Source organism: Paenibacillus sp. TSM33, from assembly GCF_056099025.1.
Genome location: NZ_JBLZXB010000011.1, coordinates 1 through 19,953 on the forward strand (window position 1 = coordinate 1; position 19,953 = coordinate 19,953).

Here is a 19,953-nt window from a genome sequence, read left to right on the forward strand (position 1 = left end):
AGTGAAGGTTAACAGGAGAAGAAAGTTGAAGATCTGATTCTAAATCAGATCTAGAATTAAGAAACTATCTAAGAAGAAGTGAAGGTTAACAGGAGAAGAAAGTTGAAGATCTGATTCTAAATCAGATCTAGAATTAAGAAACTATCTAAGAAGAAGTGAAGGTTAACAGGAGAAGAAAGTTGAAGATCTGATTCTAAATCAGATCTAGAATTAAGAAACTATCTAAGAAGAAGTGAAGGTTAACAGGAGAAGAAAGTTTGAAGATCTGATTCTAAATCAGATTTAGAATTGAGAAACTATCTAAGAAGAAGTGAAGGTTAACAGGAGAAGAAAGTTGAAGATCTGATTCTATATTAAATAGAATCATCAAAATAAATATATTATTCTTTTGGTTTTTTATACACAAAATATAGTGTGAGATTCCATATTCGCTTAAAGAAGCCCTCTTTTAATTTGGGTGTTAGTGGGGGTTCCCCCTCTTGGAAAGTTGGAAACGGACGCAATTTTTTATGATATTCAATTTGTCTTTCGGAGTACTTACCTGAACCGGGATCCGGTTTTAAAAATAATCTGAAAGCTGATCGATTTATCATAAAGAATAAGAGCCATAGTAGTAATAATACTGTTGAAAATAAAACAGTATAATAGCGGAAAGGCCATAAAATGATTAGAAAATCATTATTACCAAGAATATGAGCAGTTTTGACTACAATATATTCGGTACCAGTTAATAACATGATGAACAAAGCTAATTGAAGTAATCCGGTTATGGTCTGGTAGAAGTATCTAAAAATTTCCGCAAAAAGGCGTACAATTGGATATAGACGGTCTAACTGATGGTACCAATCATAATATTTGAATAATAGTTTTCGATACTCCTTGATTTTTTCGTTAACTGTTACTTCTAATATACTTAATGAAGTCCAAACATTTTGAATGTGTTCAAGTGTAGGCTCTTTATCATACTTTTTATAATGATCTTGGAAAAGTTGAAACTGATCAATTATAAGCGAGCTAGTGGATAAATATAGTGGTGAATCGCCTGCTTTATATTTGTTGTAGAATTCTTTCAGTGTTTTTTTTTGGGTTGGTATGTGTCCTTCAGCATCCCAAATATCGCGTATTTCAGCCGACATATGTCCTAAAATATTTTTAACATCTTGCTCTGTTTTTGCAATGAAAGTTTCTCTTGTTTTCAGCTTTAAGTTGAAATAATAAGTTGCCACCCATCCAACTGCAATTACAATTGCAGATAGGAGTGGAATAAAGTCTTTATACTTCGTTAAATCAATATCGAACATTTGAATTACTCCTTTAATAACTATCGTAATGAATACAAGATGGATAGAACAGATTGATACTCACCTTTGTTTCAAATTTTCCATAGCATTATCCTCCTCAATTGATCCAATCATTTACATAACTATTATCGGAAATTAATTGAATTATTTGAAAAGTATTAGGATTTTGTTTGCTTGTTATGAATCGTTCCTCTAATTGGTGCACGTCAACATGGATACTTGAAGAGATTAAAATAATATAGGGAGTTACAGCAGCTGATTTCATATGTGAGAGAAATAAACGCGGAATAAAAGTTCTGGAATAACATCAACTTGAGAACTCCTTACCGCCAAATATCTTAGCCGAGAATACTATGAGGTAAAGTGAAATCTGATATAGAAGTATGGATTGCAGTGTATAGCCGAGATTGAATAATTGTATGTTGAAGAGGGCGATGCGAATCGCTCTTTTTTGCGTCAGTCTGTATTGAAACTCTATGAGAATTTAAAAATATCAATATATATTGGAATATCACGTTTTTATCTTAGCGCAACTCGCGCCAGCTTTTTCAGTAGGCTATTTTCATTCAAAAAATGACTATTATACTTTTGACTGAAAACCTGATATCGGAAAAATCCGAATTAGAAGCCTTCAGCCTCAAATTGTATTGTAGACATTTGGATAGAAGTATGGGGCTGGAGCAACTCCACGGATATCTTTTTTTCACTAGCTGGTTTAAACCAACCTAGGTGCTTGCAGCAAGCGGCAGCTTCCACACTGGTGAGCAAGAGATCAGGCAGAACAAGACTGAGAGAGCAGGCTCATGCTACTGGTCTCTAGGGCGGCAAGAGCGTCCCGCCTAAGAGCCAGTACGCACCGCTGGGCCGCTACTCACGCCGATAATTAGAAGCGCCTACGCCGGGAGAAAGCACCCGGCCAAGGCGCTCTACATTCCTGGCGCTCGCTTAACGCAACCCACGGAGCGTAAGAGCTGTCGGCGGAATCAAAGATGGCAAGCATACATCATGAGCCGCTACGCTGGCGCTGCGCTAATCATCATGTATGCATGCACAGGGCAGCACCATGATTCCGCTGCGCTCTATCATCGTGCTATGGAAGTGGAGTCGAAGAAGAAGGAGAGAACCGACAGCCGCCGGTTCTTTTTTTATTGAAAGCATTTTTTCCCCTTTTGCCTTCCGCATGGTAACCCGGCCAAAGCCTACTAAGCGTCCGGCAGGTCGAGCCTCCGGCTGCGCCCCTCACCCTGCCGGACACTAAGTAGGCGGTCAGGTGGTCAAGGGGCAACAAAAGATTTTCCTTCCGAATGGAAAATGCAAGAGCGGAAAGAAAATCTTTTGTGTGCTTATTCCCTTGACCGCCTGCCATTGTCCAGGTTCCCAAGCTCACGTCAAAAGGGAAAAAAATTCCCCTTTGGGGGATTCAGCCATGCGGCAGGCAACGTCCTAAAAATGCTCTTTTGACAACCCAAAATCAAAAACAGAAAGGAAAGAAGAACATCATGCTAAACATGGTTAGAAAATTCCGTTTGGGGAGAGTTGTAGGAAAGCCAAGATGCTTGCAAGCTGTTGCAGACCATGAAATTTTGTTAGCTCTACGCTGGCATATTTCGGGGAATTGGGGCGAGATATCGGAAGATGACAAGGAAAGTAACGAGCAGGCTCTAAAAGATGGTGGGCGGCTGCTATCATCCTATAGAGCGGCGAGCGGGGTCCGATTCTGGATTATTACAGAAGCAGATCGCAGCGTTACCATGCTGTTACTGCCAGAAGAATATTAAGGGGGAGTAGCTATGAAGGAAGAAGACTTTACAAAGGTTTTTAAGTATGTGCGTGAGGTCGAAAACGAGGATTATTGGTCTTTTCTAGAATGGCTGGTCATCGCGCGGATTCAGCATTGCCAATCGAAAATATGCAACTTGGAGATGCGACAGCAGGTAGGTGAAAATGCTGAAAACTTGAATCAGATCATTACTGATTGCCGAGCAGAGTTAACCGCCTTTCAAGAATTAAAAGCGTTTGTAGATCAAAACAAAAATGAGAAAGGCCCCAATCGCGGGAACGATTGAAGCCTAGAACAAACCTTGGTGAAAAGGTTGGTAGGGACGGATGATTTCCGTTCCTACTCTCCTATCATAGCACGAAAAAAAATAGGAGGGCAATATTTGGGAATGACATTTGAAGATGATTTTACGGGGCAGACTGCCTGCCAATGGTTGAAGAGATGCTGACGAAGAATTGAGCATCATTTATGGCGCTCTATGTGAAGTGAAGGCAAGAGCATAACCACCAACCGGCACAAACGCGGATGCGACCTGTAGGCCGCATCATACACCAAGAAAGCAGGGAGAACCTATGATCCATAGATACTAAAAGCGGTAACCACTGAGCAGACTATACAGACAGTGCGCTTGCTAGAGCGGGATACCCTGGTGCATGCTCTAGTTGTTCCTTCAAGTAGCGAAGAAGATCGCTACGTGCTTTTACAAATATGGTATTCACTCCTGGGTAGGTAAAGAAATACGAAATGATGGTGCCTTGAGCGACGATCTGGCGCTCGCTCGTCAAGGAACTGCAGGTGCCGAACTGCCAAAAGATTGTTTGTTTAGCCATCGGGCTTCTAATCTGTTAGGGCCAAAATGCTCCATCATTCGGAAAAGGGGTGGTTTCAGTACCAGTTGATAAAACGCTTAGAACTTGCCTAGATTAACGAACATTTCTACCAGAACTATTCAGGGGGCGTTAGGTACAGACTGATCGGGTAATATAGGAAAGAAGGTTGTTGCTAAATGTAGACTCTTTTGAAATAATAGATGGCAGGTTAATCTGAAAATGCCAATTGTTGTTATATATTTTTATTAAAAAATATTGCGTAACATAACGAAACAAAGTATATTATACGTAACAAAAATTTAATCTTTGATAAAGGAGTGTAATTGTGAAATATAACATCAATCTGTTTGGAAACAACTTTGATTGTGAACTACGCATACAAAATAATGCTTTGACGATTGCATTAGACGAGGATAATCAGAAAGCCTTAGCATCGTATTTATCCAGAGTGCTTCAAAAATATACAGAAATAAATCTTACAGAAAATAATTCTTTAGAGGTAATGGTTAAAAAAGCGATTCAAGTTGAAAAAAGTATGGGGGGGAGGATGTCCGAACCCAAGCTCAAATTGCCTTATGAATTTGCTCCAGAAGTAAAAGAGAAGCTCATCGAGTGTGCCGATCTACAGGATACCTCAGCTACTCAATTATTAATTCGCCTTATTGATCAGAAGTATCAGGAAGTGATGAATACTAACTGAATGAAGATAGGAGACTTAAGCTATGGCATACGGAAATAAAGTGAAATTTCATTATGATGTTCCGGCATATATTAAAAAAGAGTTGGCAGAAACGGCTAAGAAACTTGGAATTACTGCTACAGAGCTGCTGACTAGAATTATTGAAGAGGAATATCAAAGAGTAAAAGGGACAGAGCAGGACTCGGATTGAGTCCTGCTTTTTTATCATTTGAAGAGTTGGGACAGGCAATTATGTAGGTGTATGCTCTCGTTGTTGGAGAAGGTATGATAACGGTACTCTTTGTTATGTTTCTCTACCTGGTCCATATAAAAAATATGCATGTTCCAATAGTTTTCTTTTGCATTGGTTGTTACTAGAAGTAAACTAAATAAATCTGGTTTGTCAGTAATATTGATAGCAATCTTGGTGTCGGCATCCTCGGAGCTAAGGATTTCATGTACATGCAGCAGTAAAGGAGAAGATGTCAATTTTTGTAGCGGAGAAAAGCTTTCATTGAGAGAAACGAAGTCCATTGTTAGATATTTCCCCCTCATATTTCCTTTTATTTGATTATATTACGCTACGTGTAATAACGCAACATATTATAAGAATTTTGTATGTTTTTGTATCTTATTGTATCCTTATATATTATATACGAACGCATGTTTTCATTCAATGCTTTTTGATACTCTATTAAACGCATTTTTCCTTCCAATGGTTTCAAATTTTGAGATGAACTATTATGAAAATAACTCCATAAAAAAATATGGAGTTATTTTTTATTTCTTTTATTTATTCTGCTTTTTTATGGTTTCTAATAGCTCGTTCATGGTCTTGTTCAATTCATCCAGGCGCTCTTGGATGCTGCTCATTAAATTTCTTAATAGGAGAATGGCTATGATGATAGGAAAGCCCACATTACTGATCAAGTTAACCCAAAGGGACAGATCTTCCATATTAGCACCTGCTTTCAAAAATAGTGATTGTTAGGTAATGAATCGCTATTTTCTGAAGCTTGTATCTATTATACTCTCATGGAAACAGCAAACCGTCCATTTTCCAGATCATCGTCAACGCCGTTGAAATTTACTGGTGAAGGAGGGGTGAGTTCTACTGGAGTATGAGACAATCTTGCTGTCGCATTTGCTGAATTTACGTCTTTCCAAGCACCTGAGGCCTTTTTATATCTCATGTCAGAAATTTGAAGTCTGGAGAAGGACAGATTCCATTGCGGAAGACTGGACGGCAGAGTTGGATAGCGAGTTATTTCAGATCCAATGATAAAACGAGCGCAAGTGTCATCCGTTTTGAAGGTGTTCTCGCCATAAGCATGCTTGGAAGTAAATTTCTCATCGCCGTCCACAATAAACTGCACGTGGTCATTTTCCAGGCGCACTAGCTTAATATGGACCTTTTCGCCATCACGGTATTCGCACATTGGACCGTCAATTTGTCCTTCAGGACCATTTGCGAACCAGTGCCATTGATAGGTTCCAGTTCTGGAATCGATAAAATCAGAACGGTATTTAACCGAAATACCACACTCAAATCCTGCCATACCACAATAGGTATTAATGTAAGATCCTCCTTGTGGGAGTGATTTGGACGAAGGTAAAGTTACATAGGCCTGAAAACCGAGATTGGTGTATCTTCCTACATCAGGGTGAATTTTAGCGAATTTAGCATATTCATAAGATTTTTCTTTTGCCATGGTAGTATTCCTCCTAAAATTTATATTGGTTAAGGAGTTTGGAGGGGAACAGAATGAGGTGCTTCCCGGCACTCATCAATCATTCTGCAACAAACACTTACCGTGTTTTTATTATATTATATAGCGTAACGTTACGCAATATGTTTTTTTGGGAAAACAAAACTTTTTCTTGTCTGAAACGTTTATAATTTAGTGTAATTACAAATTATTGGAGGTTAGTTAGTTATGAAAAAAATCTTTCTTTCATTTATGCTTACTTTAGGTATGCTCTTAACATTTGCTATTCCGCTTTCTGCTGCACCGTCGATTCAATTAGTTATCAATAGTGAGGTGGTACATTCAGATGCCCCCCCTGTTTCTGTCGCAGGGAGAACTATGGTTTCTTTGGCTTCATTGAAGCCACTAAAGCTTAATTTAGTCTGGAACGCGGACAAGAAGACGGTGACTGTCAATGCTCCTGGGGTGAAAGAGAAACTTGTGCTTACGATCGGCCAAAAAGAAGCTTCTTATGGAGAAAAAACACTTACTTTGGACGTGCCTGCTCAATTAAACAAGAATCGCGTTGTTGTGCCTTTGCGCTTTATCAGCGAAGCCTTTAAGGCCGACGTAGACTGGAAAGCGGAGAAGAACACTGTCATTATACGAAGTGCTGATCAAGTAGAAACATATAAGAAGCTGTATCAAGGTACGGATTTGGTGGCGGCACGTAAAATCGCTGTAGACCTTCCTTCGAATGATGAAAATACGCTTCATAATACCGAGGAGGGTGTTTATTATCAGTATATCTTTCCTGAAGGAGAAGCATTGAGATATTATTATGTTGTTGGGAATTTATATACTTACTATGAAATTAAGGATGATGTTAAACATCTAGTTTGGGAAGGTGTAGAAGAAGATTCGAGGAAGAAAATGAAAGAAAAAGGAAAGCGTCCACCGGAAGACAAAACACAATATTATTTTTTACAAGAACGTGTGGATCATAGTGTCACATATGGTAAAGTGGGGACCAAGAAGCCAGTAACGCAAGCTTTGCCTAAAAATACTACGGGATTAGCGGATATTATTGTACCTATTTCCGGTGAAGTAAGGAAAGATCAAATGAAATAGATTATTCACTTCATTTTGGACGTCCCATTGAACATGGGCGTCTTCTTTTCGTATATGGTTTTTGAATCTCCGCATCAGACTGAAATGCTTCAGATCACAACATGGAAAACGCGCTTACACTTAACCAGCTCCAGCTCTAAGGCGGCAGAGAACGCCATCCAAGACCTGATAGCATGCGCTGGATCGCTCGTCCTAGAGCGCTTACTTCGGGAGAAAGCGCCCGCTTGAGGCGCTCTATGTTCCTGGTGCTCACTTAATGCAACCCACGGGCAAAAGCCTTGAAAATAGGAATAGTAAAGAACAAATACCAGAATGCTTTCTTTCGTTGCTTTCCAATATGCTATATTATGTATTCTAATTACATAAAAAGGATTATATATGGTAAAATATATAAATGAGTCCAATACAATTCTATTTAGACAGAAAGGAAAGAGGTGACTGATTTTAAAGTAGATTACTAGATTATGTGTTCGATTATTAGTACTTACCTTTATGTGATTACGTATACAAGGGAATGTAGGAATAACGGAACATTGTATATTAAGGAGGAAATTATGAAATTCGTGCAGATTATGACCGTAGGTGCGATAGTGGCGTTAGCGATTTCAGGATGCAGTGATAAGGCAAGTTCAAATTCAAATCCAGATCAACAACGGCCTCAGAACAAAGTGAATAATATTGAGGTCAACAACACAAAGGAAGGTGTAAAAAAAGTTGAAGGAAAAGCAACTATAGAAACATATAAAGCAACTGACAAAAAGATGAATTCTGTAGATTATTCACAGTATTATAATAATCAAGATAAATCTAAGGTTGTAGTTTCGGGAAAACAGATTGTATGGAAAAATAAAGATGTTACTTTTACCGCAAAATTAACTAAGGCTAAGGGGGAAGAAGCCGCCGAAGCCAATGAAGTTGTGGATTCTATGAAAATAAAAAGTAAGCGCGGAGAGCAACTTGTCAAGCTCAACCCACGACCATTGAGAGTTAATTCACTTTCCTTATCCAAAAGCAACCAGATAGCTCTCCATGTAAGCGATCATGAGGGAAAAAGACTTGTTCTAATTAATTTATCTAATGGGACTAGAACTATTGTAAACATGTTTGAGATGAATAGTGATGGAGCGGAAAGTGAAAAGATTGATGCATATAACTGGTCACCAGATGGGAAAAAGATTGCGTTTGGTATCGGTGATCTGGGTTCAAGTTATATTGGAGTATACGATGTAGAGCGTAAGAGCTATACGCATGTGTCCGATAAAGATTTTACACTGATCTCCTCTATAGTTTGGCATAAAGATGGGAAAAGTTTTGACTTTGTAAGTAAAGGTGACGATTCTCCACAAGCAGTACTCTATACTTACTCAGAAACAAAAAAATCAATTTTAAAGAAGGGGTCTTTATCTAAGAACGATGAACAGAAGCTAGCTCAATTAACACCGAAATTTTAAGAGTCAACCTTATGAAAACTAGCCCACAGCAAATAGATGTGGGCTAGTTTGGAATAAAGTATAAAAATCTTAGCTTTCACTTATTGTTACTTTACCAGAGCCGCCAGCTGCTTTGATTGCTTTCACCAAACCATCTTGGTTGTCTTCGGATAGTCGTACACAACCATGGGTTGGGCGTAAACCACCTGAGTCAGAAGGAGCTCCGCCATGAATCCATAACCCAGTGCGTCCGTTTCTCTTAGCAGTTAGGGCTTGTCCACTAACTGGATCCATTTGAACAATTCCATACATACCGTAAGAACGACGATTCTTTGCTGTATCATTTCTTGGAGAAGCAAGCTGGGCAGTGTACTCACCAGTTGGAGTATTTCCATCAATTTCTGTAGGAGCGTAGTCATACTCCGAGCGTCCCAGTGCTGGCACAGGGCCAAATACTAAGGATCCACTACCGTTATACATTTTCAAAGTACCCAATTCTCTACGATTGCTTTTCAGATTAACCATAATATGATAGCTCATTATTTTTTCCTCCTAAAGGTATATTATTTAATAGATACAAGGAGGGGGTTGCGATATTCTCTAATGCACCCCAGCATTAGGATATCGCCTCTCTGTAATTCTATTATATTATACTACGTAACGTTACGCAATATAATATTTATTCTTTTTATAAGAATAAAAAAAATAAAGTAGACTAGTCCGGGAGAGAAGTTTGCCCGGACTTTGAAAGACCAGGAAAATGGAGAGGATCGGCAGAGGCCGGTTCTTTTTTATTGAATGCGCATTTTCGCTTTTTTAGCTGTTATGAAATGGAGAAGGGATGCTGGATGTTGCCACATGTACACAATGCCAACAATATGATTATTAGCCATTTATGGAGTGAGTGGTCATAGCTGAACCACCATTTCGATCAGGTTTTTCACCATAAATAACCTAAAGCTGGAATAATTCATGAGGGTGTACAATAACGAAACCATGATATGAGAAAGCGAGTTTGGTCATTTTGAAACAGGTGGTGAAACCAATCTGGAGATTATTAAGCTTTCTCCTTTTAAGGTGCTGGAGCATTAAGACTATGGATATTACATGGGGCGAGAATCTACTATGACCTGGGCACATTGTGAGTATGTAGAGCTTGAGGGCAGAGCAGCTATTACGAGCAGCGTAAGGATGCAAAGACCGAGTTGCATAGCAGGCTTGGTCTGACAAAGTAGATCTAACAGAGCGGCCTTGTATCCTTTTAGAAAGGTGGTCGTCGTATGAATAATGCGGAGCTATTACAGAAGATGGAGCGAGAGCGTCAAGAGCTGCACGAGCTGGCTGGGCGCTATGGATTTCGACATCCGAGCGTAATTAACATGAGCGAGCAGCTAGATCAAACGCTGAATGAATTCCAGCGAAAAAAAATATATGCATTAAAAAGAAAGTCGACTGTATAGCAGTACAGCCGACTTTTGGGGCGAGCTTTTGGAGGGCTCGCCTCGTGATTATACCATAGCAGCACTTGAGAGCGGTATGCAAGTAAACCGCAAACACATAAAAGGTCAGTGGCGTGCTCTACTGATTTTGGACGCTACGCTAGTTTGGCAATCACCAAGGAGGAGAGAGCAATGAGGACCAAAAATATAAAAGACCTTTCCAATCAAGAGCTAGTCTCCGAATATAGCTTTATTGTGGCTAAAGAATCCTTATGGATACCAGGGCCGAACGGGAGAGGAATCAGGGAATATGAAAAGACTATGCAACGAAGCCAGTTGCTACGTATAGAACTGTTAAGCCGCTTGGGTGTGCCTAAGGAGTCTATTTTCTCATATGCCTGGGAAAAGGAAGCATGGGCAGCAGATGCCAAACGCTCCAGTCAGTTACAAGAACGTTTGAATAATTGGGAAAAGGATGGAAAGCAGGCGCTCACGCTCACCATTGCGATTGAAGAAGCTAAGTATGCTTTGGCTAAATTTGATGATGTTGGGCGTGCGAATTATGATTTAAAGAACGGTGAAGATTCAGGCAGTTCGCAGGAAGCAGAGGACCAAAAAGAAACGGCCCGTAAGGAAATGCGCCATATTCGGGCATTTATACGTAAATACACGCGTTCGCGTCTGACCAAGCGGTAAAGAGAATCCTTGACTAGATGTTTTCCAGCTTTAGTATTGAGAGCGCTATTTACCGATCAGGAGGTCAGAACATAAAGACATGTGGTTATTACGGTTCGGTGGTGAGCGTAGAGCCAATAGAATGTTCAAGGAAGATATGCAGGAGGATGAACAGCGCAAACCGGTATCTATTACGGCAGGCGCACTTTGGCCGGGGTCGGCAGAGCACTCCTGATTGATGGAACTGGACAGTTACTACCTAACAGAGCTGCTTACACTAGTTCGCAGCCAACGCAAGCAGGTGTACAACAGCTTGCTTAGCCAATAAAGCCCCACGGCTAATAACTGATAGCCGTGGAGCTTCTCAAATTCAATCATCTAAGTCACTAAGGAATGTTTTGCGGGTAAATTCTCTAATAGTGGAATTTGTCTCAAAGGCTGATTGTGAAGGGTCAGGCGTATCGTCCTTTTGCTTGTTATTAGCTGCTGGTGCTGCCTGTCTTTGAATAGGAACTTCACTAGGATTCCTCACTAATTGCACAACTAATTGTCCGATCAACGCTTTGGTCTTATCGCTTTTTAAGAATTTTTTTTCTTCCTCAGTCAAATTTTCTGGAAAAGGGATAACTAACTGCTTTTCGGGTCTTTGGAATAATGCTTCTTTTTCAATAGCTTGTACAAATCGATCAGCAATCTCGCTGCTAAATTTTCGTTTGTGTATCTCTTTTAGGTTCATTAAGTAGTCTGATACAGTTTTCGGCACATCATGAGGGAGACGGAATGACACCACCTTCCCACCTTGAAAATCAGTTTCCGACATGGGTGTCCCCTCTTACTCAGCGGTAGCCGCTGCTTCTGTTATCGTAATTCCTTTTTCATCTAAATACATGAGAAGAATTTTGAAATAGGCGCGAGCAATCATCCATACGCTTTCCTTTGCACTAACGAATCTAAAAGGATATTGATTTTCTTTGTTGTTGATTTCAGTTAAGGCATTTTTCAACACAACTGCGCCACCGCCTATTTGATAGGCTAAACGTGTATCGGGCACTTGACGCCAAACTTCTTTAATTAATTTATATTCTTCTTTAGCTAGCTCGGCTAATTCGGGTTCGATAATATCTTTAATGGATACTCGATTTCCGTTTTTCCAAATATGATATTGTTCTTCGGGTTTTTCATTGGTAATAATTTCAACAAGAACCCTCCGACTTTTTATTTCGTACTTATGTTCTTTGGCTACTTTACGGATAATGTTATCCAAGGTTGTCGAGACACCTTTTTTAATACCATCTGAAAATTGGTTATCCACTTCTGAATTCTTTGTAATGACGGCTGTATCCGTGGATAACCCGCCAATGTCATTTATGATAATGCTTTTACCAATCAAATCTTCATTTTTTGTAGAGCCATCATCATTTGTTGTAAGATCGACATATGCTGCAAAACCTTCAGTATTTACAATAACTTGCTCAAATTGCAAACGAACAGTCTTTCCTTCATATAAAGGAGTCTTTAAAAATTTAACTAGATGCTGACCGTTTTTGATTTTGTCTCTAAAAGCCTTTCTTTTCCCACGTTTAGCTTCATCTAGAGGAAGGCCAGTGGAAAGATAGTGGGGTACTTGATACACTCCATCTTCGTCTGGGGTTCCATTCATAACAGCATCCAGAGCAGCAGCTGTCAGGAGCAAAATAACAGGTTGATCCGATTCGCTTTTTTCCTCTTCTGGAGTCAATTCGTCATTATTGGAATACTTTGTCGCTAGATTACCTACAGCTACTTTTCTTTTATTATTTTTTAGAGCAGTAGATGTAATTTCTACATGAAGTGCGTCTAAAGGATCTTTTTCCATATCTATAATGTCACGATCCTCTAAATCTACGACAACATTAGGTATAGTAAGCTCAACTGTTAAACCGTTAAGGTAGGCTTTGACAGCATCATTTCCAATATCGGCTGCCAACGCTCTTGCGGCATTGTTCATGTAAGATTCACTCCTTTTTGATAGGGCATTTTTGGTATAAAATGATTGTATACTTATTTGTATACAAAGTCAATTTTGTTGTTTACAATTTTGTATACAAATATAAGAATAAAAAACCCTTGCTAGTCAAGGGAATAAAGAATTTTAAATAAAGTTCAGGTGGGATAAAAAGTAAAAAACCGCCTTCGAGGAAGGCGGTAGAATTAAAGACTTGCAAAAATCAAAAAATAGTGGCAGAATCTGATATAAGAGATTTATTAACATGTGGATAACTTTTCTAGATCGTACTTTTTCAACTTTTCAGAAAAAAAGATAAAAGAAAAAAAGCACCACCCAATTTTATGAAGAAGTCTAGTTTGGCGACCGGCCTTCATTCATAAAACCCCAAGAGTTGTGCTTTACTCATTTTTCTTATGGGTTCATTATACCCATTTGCGAAAAGAAAGTAAAGCCAAACTCTTAATTTCCTATTGCCTTTTTTTAGGTGTGGTGCGGAAATGGGAGTTTTTTTAATGTATACATATGCGAATTTACCCAAAATCCCTTATAACGCATTTTGGGACTTATATCATAATCAACTTACGGATCAGCCAAAACGTTATGAAAAGGCCAAAAACCGTGATCATAGTTTAGGTTGGGTGTACATTAGCAACGATTTCAAATCTGCTAAAGCTGTGCGTACCTACCAAACCTTGTTTGTCCTTAGCGACCACTATACATACTACACCCCAAATACTTTTTATCGAAGAGGTTCGCGTAGCCAGAACACTTTGCGCTGGCTAAATGCGATCGTATTAGACGTGGACACAAAACATGGTGCGAATATCGGCCTTTGCTTGCCGGATCTGCTTGATCAGATCCGTTCTGCTGGCTTGCCGCTACCTACTATGATTGTGAGAACCCCGAGCGGGGGCTATCACGTCTATTTTGTGCTGGATTCCCCTCGGAAAGCGTTCTCTAATGTTGTTGCTACTTACAACAGGCTTCAGCTTGCTATGGCTGTAGCTATCGGTGCAGATCAGCAGGCAGTTGGAGCAGAGCGCTATTTTCGTATCCCCACCGAGAAAAACGTTATTTACCGAAGTGAGCGCCGGGTAGCCTTTGATGAATTGAACGATTGGTACTGGATTAACCATGAACCGCAGCCGAAGCAGGAGAACGCCAGAACGGGCGCTTGGGCGCAGCGAGGGATATTACAGCGGGAAGCAGTTCAAACGCTTCTACAGGGCGTGGAGCGCGGCAAAAGAGATAATGCAGCGTATACCCTTGCTCTGGCTTATAAAGCAGAAGGCTACGATCAGGAGAGCGCTGAGGATGCGCTATATAACTGGAACGCTCGCCTTGACTCACCGCTGCCGGAACGTGTTATTTGCCAGAAAGTAAGGAGCGCGTACAAGGCTGGCGCTCCAGCCGGACCAACCGCTGACTGGATTCAATATCTATCTGGGGTTTCTTTTGCGCATGCAGCAAAGTGGGATGCGGCCAAGCCGAGAGCAGAGAGAGAACGCAGTCATTACATAGAATGGGCAGCTGATGTACTCGAATTTTTAAGAGAGCAGCCTGACCAACAAGTAACCGGATCGCAGCGGCAGCTGGCCGCTTCTTTTGGTATGTCTCTATCAACTTTCCAAGAAGTTGTATGTAATTTAGTGCAAACGGAAAAAGTAATATTAGAGGTATCTGGAAAGGGACGAGCAGCATGTACAACCCTTCGTTTGGTATGCCCGAAAGACCCGACGAAAACTACGGCCAAGATTATCCCTTTTCCAAAACAAAATTTCACAAATAATTACATAATTAATGTACCAGTCTCCAATACATTTAAGATCCTAGATGGGTTGGTGGGTGGGTTGTCTCCCGGGTTGTTGCCTGTTTGGGCTCCCTTACCTCCTCCTTTACCTTAGTGTATTTTTATGTGGGGCTTCTTTTTGCTGCCTTTATTTTCTTATCTTCTTTCTTTTCTAGTTCCCTTTCGTTTTATGCTTCCTTTCTTTCTCTGTTCCTTGCTAAGCTGGGCCTATTTTTGTTTTAGTTCCCTCTCCCTGTTTATTGCTTTTCTTTCCTTTTGTTCCCTGTTATTTTAGTCTTGTGTGTGGCTGATCTTTCTATACAATTGCACTAGCTATGCTTGTTGTTTTTGGGAGTATTTGTTCATTTTATGTCGTTTTTGTTCTTCTTTGGGGACCTGTTTGCTATACTGGATTGCATGAAATATCGAAAATCAACTCTAACTTGGGCCGAAATAATTTGTATCCCTATGTTCTACATGAGTTGCATCCCCACCCCCCGCTTATTGCTTGGTGCCACTGGTGAGTAGGAGTAATATAGCCACTCGAAAGCACTTCCTGACCCCACCCTCACAACGTCATGAGAATGGGGTCAGGAAGACGAGTATCTATATTACTCTAAGTTACTATTTGGCGGGGGGTGGGGGTGAGGGTAAAGATTAGAAGTGACAGGTGAGTAGAGTGGATGAGAAAGGGAGAATTGAGAGGAGGGAGAGATTAAAAGATAGGAGATAAAAGAGAAGAATTTAAATGATGCAAAGATAAAAGATTAAAACCAAAAACCAAGATCAAAAGCTAAAACCTAAAGACGTGTGAGAGAATGCGAGGAAGTAAATCTGTGGGTGTTGATCGAGGAGGTAGGTGGACATGCTAACGCATGTTTTTGAATACCATTGTATTTTTATGCATTGAGAACTTGATCGGAAAGTTGTTCTATGGTCTTTGTCTAGTGATAGCGAAAGTGAAAGATTGATAGAAAAGTTTGAGATGTTTCAGATGGGGGAAGTTCCCCCGGGTTAAGGTGGCCGGATTGAATAAACCGTATGCGGTATGAGCCTTTGTATTGTTGATTCTGTTGCATCTTCATTTACACTATTTGTTGTTTAGACGCAACGGGTTATTCTAGCTAGAAAAATGTGATAGTGTACAAGGGAGAGTGATTTTGAAAACGAAGTCGGGGGAGATTTTTTGATTACGAAATATAGTGATTTTAGAGAAGATGATTTTCTTATTTTGAGGTTTATTTTGAAGCATGGTATTGTCACAACCAGGCAAATTATGACGCATACAGATAGCATGTCACGTCATGCTGTTTATCGTAGATTGAGGAAACTCGAAAATGCACGGTTAATCTGGAGAAAGAAACTGGCTTCAAAACTGAACGTGTATTTTCCGCATCGAGACGCGCGGGATTATTTGAATTATCCTGTCACAGTATCGAATGATGCTTCTTTTTATACGGCGCAACATGACCTGATTATTAATGATCTAATTTTGTATTTGAGGTCGGTAGCGGCATCGGATTTTGAGTATAAGACAGAGCGTGAATATCGCTTTGAGCTGCTAAAGGGAATCGAGGATCGACAGGCCATCATCACACGAACGAACGAAACGAGGGATTCGATTCCGGATTTCATTTTGTATCCTCCAAACTTGGCCATCGCCGTTGAAGTGGAGCTGACTGTGAAAAAGGCTACCCGGCTTAGGAAAAAAATCGACTTATACGCCAATCATCTTAAAAATGGAGAGTATACAGATGTTTGGTATTTTGTTCCTGATAATTCAGTGGGTAACGCTATAAAGAAGGCAGTTGATTATGTCCACAAGGCTTGGGCGGCTTCGGCCCGAACGATGACCAACACAAAGGGGATCAATGTGTTTCAGCAAATTCAAATCCGTGCTTTACCTTCAGAGGTTAAAGGAGAGGATTAGGTGCAAACTGATAGGTTCGAGGACATGTTCCGAGGGCCGACACCGGAACAACAGGAACAAGAAAAAACATTAGGCTACATGGTTATTGCAGCTGTCTTCCTGATCGTATTTTGCTTTGCGATGGGTGGTATTTTTGCAGGGTTACTGATATACCTGGTCGTCAGGTTTGTTATTAAGCGCTATTGGGTATTGTACGCGATGTTACCACTTGCTCTTTTCGGGATCTTTGTATTACATGGTACGGGCGAATGGCTTTCATCACTTGGTTTTTTATCAGCTGTGCGACTGCCGTTCGTGGCAACACTGGCAGAAAAATATCTTCATGATGGGAAACCATTTCCACTCACTGGGTATTCTTTCGTTTCTGCGGGTGTGGTTGGTATTATCCTGGCGTGTGTGGTCCATCCGATTATTCTATATTTTGAGAGCAAAATCATTAAATCCAAACATGTCAGCCTATTGAAAAAACGGGCTGACCGAAAATATAAAAAATTCCGACTAAACCGATTCAAATACAACGATCGGGCGCAGCTTAAATTCCGTAAATCTGAATCGAAAGCCAATTTTATTGGTTATGACGAGTTTGGAGAACGGGTGGAGCTGGATGATGAAGAACTCAATTCGCATATGTTAGTCATTATGACAACTGGCGGTGGGAAGACCGTAATAATCGGAACTGTGATCGAAAACGCGATCCGGCAGGGGAAACCCGTATTTTTTATGGATGGTAAGGGTGAAAGAGAATCCATGCTGGAGTTCAAGGCACAGGCAGAGAAATATGGCCGTAAAGTGCATATGTTTACGGATATTGACCAATTGAATTTCAATTTTTTGCGGCACGGTTCACCTACGCAATTACGTGACAAAATCATGAATCTGTTTGAATGGTCTGAACCTTTCTACAAAATTAACTGTTCCCGATTTCTACAGCTGACCTTGCGGATGCTTCGAGAATTTGATGAAACCTTAGACTTGGCAACCATTTACCGCATGACATTCCGTTCTAAAGTAGCTGCTTATATATCGGAGCTGAAGGAGCGTGAAGAAAATGAGTTAAGTCGTGTAACAAAGGAGTGGGAACAATATGAGGAAACGTTGTATCATCTCGAAAGAGCCAAAAATGCGGTTGCTTTAACACCTGAACCAGAGGAAGAACCTACAGAAAAACCACAAGATATTGATGAATCTGTCCCTGTAGCTGCTGATGATTTTTTTGGGTTCCGGCAGGCAAGGCAGGATAAAAGAGCAGCGGTTGCAAGTGAGGAACCTCAACCAGCGGAAGCCGAAGAAGCGGAGCCGGATGAATCCCACGCAGCTCCTATGATGGATTTGGTCAAAGAAGAAATCCCGCCCCAACCGGATGTGTCCAAAGAAGAAGCAGCGGAGCGGTACCGGAAACGAATGGAGAAAATCGAATACTATCGGGAACGTTTCTTTGGTGAAGATTCAGAAGACGAAAGCGAGGAAGAAGTTACAGGGATTAACTTCAATACACTGGTGAGCCTTCGCAACCAGGTTGCGGAGCTGATGGAATCCGACTTAGGGCCGCTTTTTGAGGAAACCGGGGGCGGAATGGATTTACTGGAGGTCACGGATCGAAACGAAATGGCTATTTTTTCGTTGTCCGGTAACAAGTATCGTGACTATATCAAAATACTTGGCCGGATCGTTATCTCTGAATTTAATACAATTGTTGATTACCGACAAAAAGCCGGCAAGAAACGAATGCTCATGGTCTGTGATGAATTTTCCGCATATGCCAGTCATGAAATTGTTGATGTCGTGAATAAATCACGTTCAGCTGGCGGGGAATGTGTTATCTCGATGCAGGGCCTATCGGATACAGACAAAGTTGATCCAAACTTGACCCGGCAGATCATCAATAACTGTAATACCTACTTGTTTGGGCGCGTGAATGATAGTGAGGATGCATCCATACTCGCAGCTACTTTAGGCACCTATGAGGATGGCGATATTACGAGTCAGGTGAAAAAAGATCCGCTCTACAAACTGAATTTTGAATCAGAAATGGGCACGGTTCGCAGCGTACAGCGTTTCAGAGCGCACCCGGACGAAATTAAGGAGCTGTCCAAGGGGGAAGTATTTTTGGCTCGTAAACTGAAAAAACGGGATGACGGACAGCCGTATGTAGCCCGTGTTTATGTACGGAACGGCCTTAACCTGGAAGGGATTCAGGAAATTATTTCATGAAAGGAGGATTGAGCTATGGCAAAGAGTTTAGAAAAGCGTAAGCAACGGAGCGAAGGAGAGAAACGTGAAAAAGTATCTTTGTGGACTCATATAAAAAATTTGAGTAAGCGCGAAGCCAAGCCCGTGCGTAAAGCTTATCGGCCAAAGGGATATGTAGCGCGGAAAATGGGTTTCTATCTATTTTGGATTATGTTTGTCTTTATGTTCCTGGTCGTATTTGTGACCGTAATGGCTCCTAAAGGATCGTCTCAAGCCGATGCCAACCAAGCCGAAAAGAAAGCGACCTTGAACCCAGCGACGACGACTACAGGCGTACAGTACGCACAAAACTTTGCCAAGGAGTATTTTACCTGGGCGCCGGGTGAAGCAGCTTTAAAGGAGCGCCAAAAGCGTCTGGAGCCATTTCTAGCGAAGGGGCTGGACAAGCAAGCGGGACTGGAAACACATGGGTTGCAGACTAAATCCACGTTTCTCAAAACGGAAATTAAAAATATTGAAGAAAAAGGCGACAATCGCGCCTATGTAACGCTCAAGGTGTATCAGAAAGTGGAAGTACCGCAGCAAGTTCCAAACCAAAAGGCCGGAACGGGTAAGACAGCTGCTTTGGTTAAGTACAAGCCGATGGAAGTTCAGAAATTTTTCGTGGTGCCTGTAGGGTACGACCAAAGCTACGGTATTTATGATTTACCTAAATTTAGCTTTATGGATTCACAAACCACGCTTGAGAAGGACGACGCAGCCAAGGGGTTAACGGATGCGGAAAACAGTCAAGAGAAAGCCAATGTACGTAATTTTTTGGATACTTTCTTTAGTTCATATGTTAGCGATCCACGAGACAAATTGGCTTATTTGCTGGAAGACCCTAAGCATCCGAATGGACTCAATAAAACAATGGACTTTGTGAGCGTGAATACAGCTCAAGTCTATCAGGGGGCTGCTCCTAAGCAATATATTGTGTTGGCGAATATTACACTGGAAGATCCTAAAACGAAAGATCGTTATAACATGAATTACCGGTTGTATGTAATAGAGAAAAACAGTCGGTATGTCGTGACAACCCTGGATGAGAAATAGGAGGTTTAC

Annotated in this window: 20 protein-coding genes; 14 read left to right on the top strand and 6 right to left on the bottom strand. The window is 40.8% G+C overall.

What is annotated here, in order from left to right:
• Positions 1–380: 380 nt before the first annotated feature.
• Complete coding sequence (locus ACN6NF_RS10740; RefSeq protein WP_474317583.1) at positions 381–1,301, bottom strand: hypothetical protein; 921 nt, start codon at positions 1,299–1,301, stop codon at positions 381–383.
• A 1,042-nt stretch (positions 1,302–2,343) separates the two neighbouring features.
• Here ACN6NF_RS10740 and ACN6NF_RS10745 point away from each other — a divergent pair.
• The 3 genes from ACN6NF_RS10745 to ACN6NF_RS10755 all read left to right on the top strand — a co-directional run bounded on the left by ACN6NF_RS10745 (position 2,344) and on the right by ACN6NF_RS10755 (position 3,367).
• Positions 2,344–2,559: a hypothetical protein gene (locus ACN6NF_RS10745; protein WP_474317585.1), complete on the top strand. Its 216-nt coding sequence runs from the start codon at positions 2,344–2,346 to the stop codon at positions 2,557–2,559.
• Between the two features lie 250 nt (positions 2,560–2,809).
• On the top strand, positions 2,810–3,079 hold the full coding sequence (locus tag ACN6NF_RS10750) for a hypothetical protein (RefSeq protein WP_474317588.1): 270 nt from the start codon (positions 2,810–2,812) through the stop codon (positions 3,077–3,079).
• A gap of 12 nt (positions 3,080–3,091) precedes the next feature.
• Positions 3,092–3,367 carry a hypothetical protein gene (locus ACN6NF_RS10755; RefSeq protein WP_474317590.1) on the top strand — a complete coding sequence of 92 codons (276 nt, stop codon included), beginning with the start codon at positions 3,092–3,094 and terminating at the stop codon, positions 3,365–3,367.
• A 325-nt stretch (positions 3,368–3,692) separates the two neighbouring features.
• Here ACN6NF_RS10755 and ACN6NF_RS10760 read toward each other — a convergent pair whose 3' ends face one another.
• A complete protein-coding gene (locus ACN6NF_RS10760; RefSeq protein ID WP_474317592.1) occupies positions 3,693–3,911 on the bottom strand; it encodes a hypothetical protein in 219 nt (72 codons plus the stop codon).
• A gap of 325 nt (positions 3,912–4,236) precedes the next feature.
• Here ACN6NF_RS10760 and ACN6NF_RS10765 point away from each other — a divergent pair, with 325 nt between their 5' ends.
• Both ACN6NF_RS10765 and ACN6NF_RS10770 read left to right on the top strand, forming a co-directional pair.
• Positions 4,237–4,611, top strand: coding sequence for a hypothetical protein (locus ACN6NF_RS10765; RefSeq protein ID WP_474317593.1), 375 nt, complete (start codon positions 4,237–4,239; stop codon positions 4,609–4,611).
• Between the two features lie 22 nt (positions 4,612–4,633).
• Positions 4,634–4,801, top strand: a complete 168-nt coding sequence (locus tag ACN6NF_RS10770) for a hypothetical protein (protein WP_019688398.1) — start codon at positions 4,634–4,636, stop codon at positions 4,799–4,801.
• Between the two features lie 814 nt (positions 4,802–5,615).
• Here ACN6NF_RS10770 and ACN6NF_RS10775 read toward each other — a convergent pair.
• Positions 5,616–6,302: a hypothetical protein gene (locus ACN6NF_RS10775; RefSeq protein ID WP_474317595.1), complete on the bottom strand. Its 687-nt coding sequence runs from the start codon at positions 6,300–6,302 to the stop codon at positions 5,616–5,618.
• 225 nt (positions 6,303–6,527) lie between these two features.
• Here ACN6NF_RS10775 and ACN6NF_RS10780 point away from each other — a divergent pair, with 225 nt between their 5' ends.
• Both ACN6NF_RS10780 and ACN6NF_RS10785 read left to right on the top strand, forming a co-directional pair.
• Positions 6,528–7,409 (top strand): copper amine oxidase N-terminal domain-containing protein, encoded by an 882-nt coding sequence (locus ACN6NF_RS10780; RefSeq protein ID WP_474317596.1) that lies wholly within the window; start codon positions 6,528–6,530, stop codon positions 7,407–7,409.
• 554 nt (positions 7,410–7,963) lie between these two features.
• Complete coding sequence (locus ACN6NF_RS10785; protein ID WP_474317597.1) at positions 7,964–8,860, top strand: TolB family protein; 897 nt, start codon at positions 7,964–7,966, stop codon at positions 8,858–8,860.
• A gap of 69 nt (positions 8,861–8,929) precedes the next feature.
• On the opposite strand, the gene ACN6NF_RS10790 is transcribed toward ACN6NF_RS10785, so the two are convergent.
• Complete coding sequence (locus tag ACN6NF_RS10790; protein WP_019688392.1) at positions 8,930–9,379, bottom strand: L,D-transpeptidase; 450 nt, start codon at positions 9,377–9,379, stop codon at positions 8,930–8,932.
• A gap of 740 nt (positions 9,380–10,119) precedes the next feature.
• Here ACN6NF_RS10790 and ACN6NF_RS10795 point away from each other — a divergent pair.
• From ACN6NF_RS10795 to ACN6NF_RS10805, 3 genes are all read left to right on the top strand, one after another.
• A complete protein-coding gene (locus ACN6NF_RS10795) occupies positions 10,120–10,299 on the top strand; it encodes an aspartyl-phosphate phosphatase Spo0E family protein (protein ID WP_019688391.1) in 180 nt (59 codons plus the stop codon).
• A 171-nt stretch (positions 10,300–10,470) separates the two neighbouring features.
• On the top strand, positions 10,471–10,974 hold the full coding sequence (locus ACN6NF_RS10800; protein ID WP_474317598.1) for a hypothetical protein: 504 nt from the start codon (positions 10,471–10,473) through the stop codon (positions 10,972–10,974).
• A gap of 79 nt (positions 10,975–11,053) precedes the next feature.
• Positions 11,054–11,188, top strand: coding sequence for a hypothetical protein (locus tag ACN6NF_RS10805; protein ID WP_474317600.1), 135 nt, complete (start codon positions 11,054–11,056; stop codon positions 11,186–11,188).
• Positions 11,189–11,323: 135 nt separating this feature from the next.
• Here the strand turns inward: ACN6NF_RS10805 and ACN6NF_RS10810 are convergent, their stop codons facing one another.
• Entirely contained in the window at positions 11,324–11,773 is a 450-nt protein-coding gene (locus ACN6NF_RS10810) for a hypothetical protein (protein WP_474317601.1), read from the bottom strand.
• Between the two features lie 12 nt (positions 11,774–11,785).
• Complete coding sequence (locus ACN6NF_RS10815; protein WP_019688387.1) at positions 11,786–12,940, bottom strand: ParM/StbA family protein; 1,155 nt, start codon at positions 12,938–12,940, stop codon at positions 11,786–11,788.
• Between the two features lie 512 nt (positions 12,941–13,452).
• On the opposite strand from ACN6NF_RS10815, the gene ACN6NF_RS10820 reads away from it, so the two are divergent.
• The 4 genes from ACN6NF_RS10820 (at position 13,453) to ACN6NF_RS10835 (ending at position 19,944) form a co-directional block, all read left to right on the top strand.
• Positions 13,453–14,844, top strand: a complete 1,392-nt coding sequence (locus tag ACN6NF_RS10820) for a primase C-terminal domain-containing protein (protein WP_474317603.1) — start codon at positions 13,453–13,455, stop codon at positions 14,842–14,844.
• Between the two features lie 1,071 nt (positions 14,845–15,915).
• Positions 15,916–16,659 (top strand): hypothetical protein, encoded by a 744-nt coding sequence (locus tag ACN6NF_RS10825; protein ID WP_474317605.1) that lies wholly within the window; start codon positions 15,916–15,918, stop codon positions 16,657–16,659.
• A complete protein-coding gene (locus ACN6NF_RS10830) occupies positions 16,660–18,870 on the top strand; it encodes a TraM recognition domain-containing protein (RefSeq protein ID WP_474317607.1) in 2,211 nt (736 codons plus the stop codon).
• Positions 18,871–18,885: 15 nt separating this feature from the next.
• Positions 18,886–19,944: a conjugal transfer protein gene (locus tag ACN6NF_RS10835; RefSeq protein ID WP_474317609.1), complete on the top strand. Its 1,059-nt coding sequence runs from the start codon at positions 18,886–18,888 to the stop codon at positions 19,942–19,944.
• Positions 19,945–19,953: the final 9 nt, after the last annotated feature.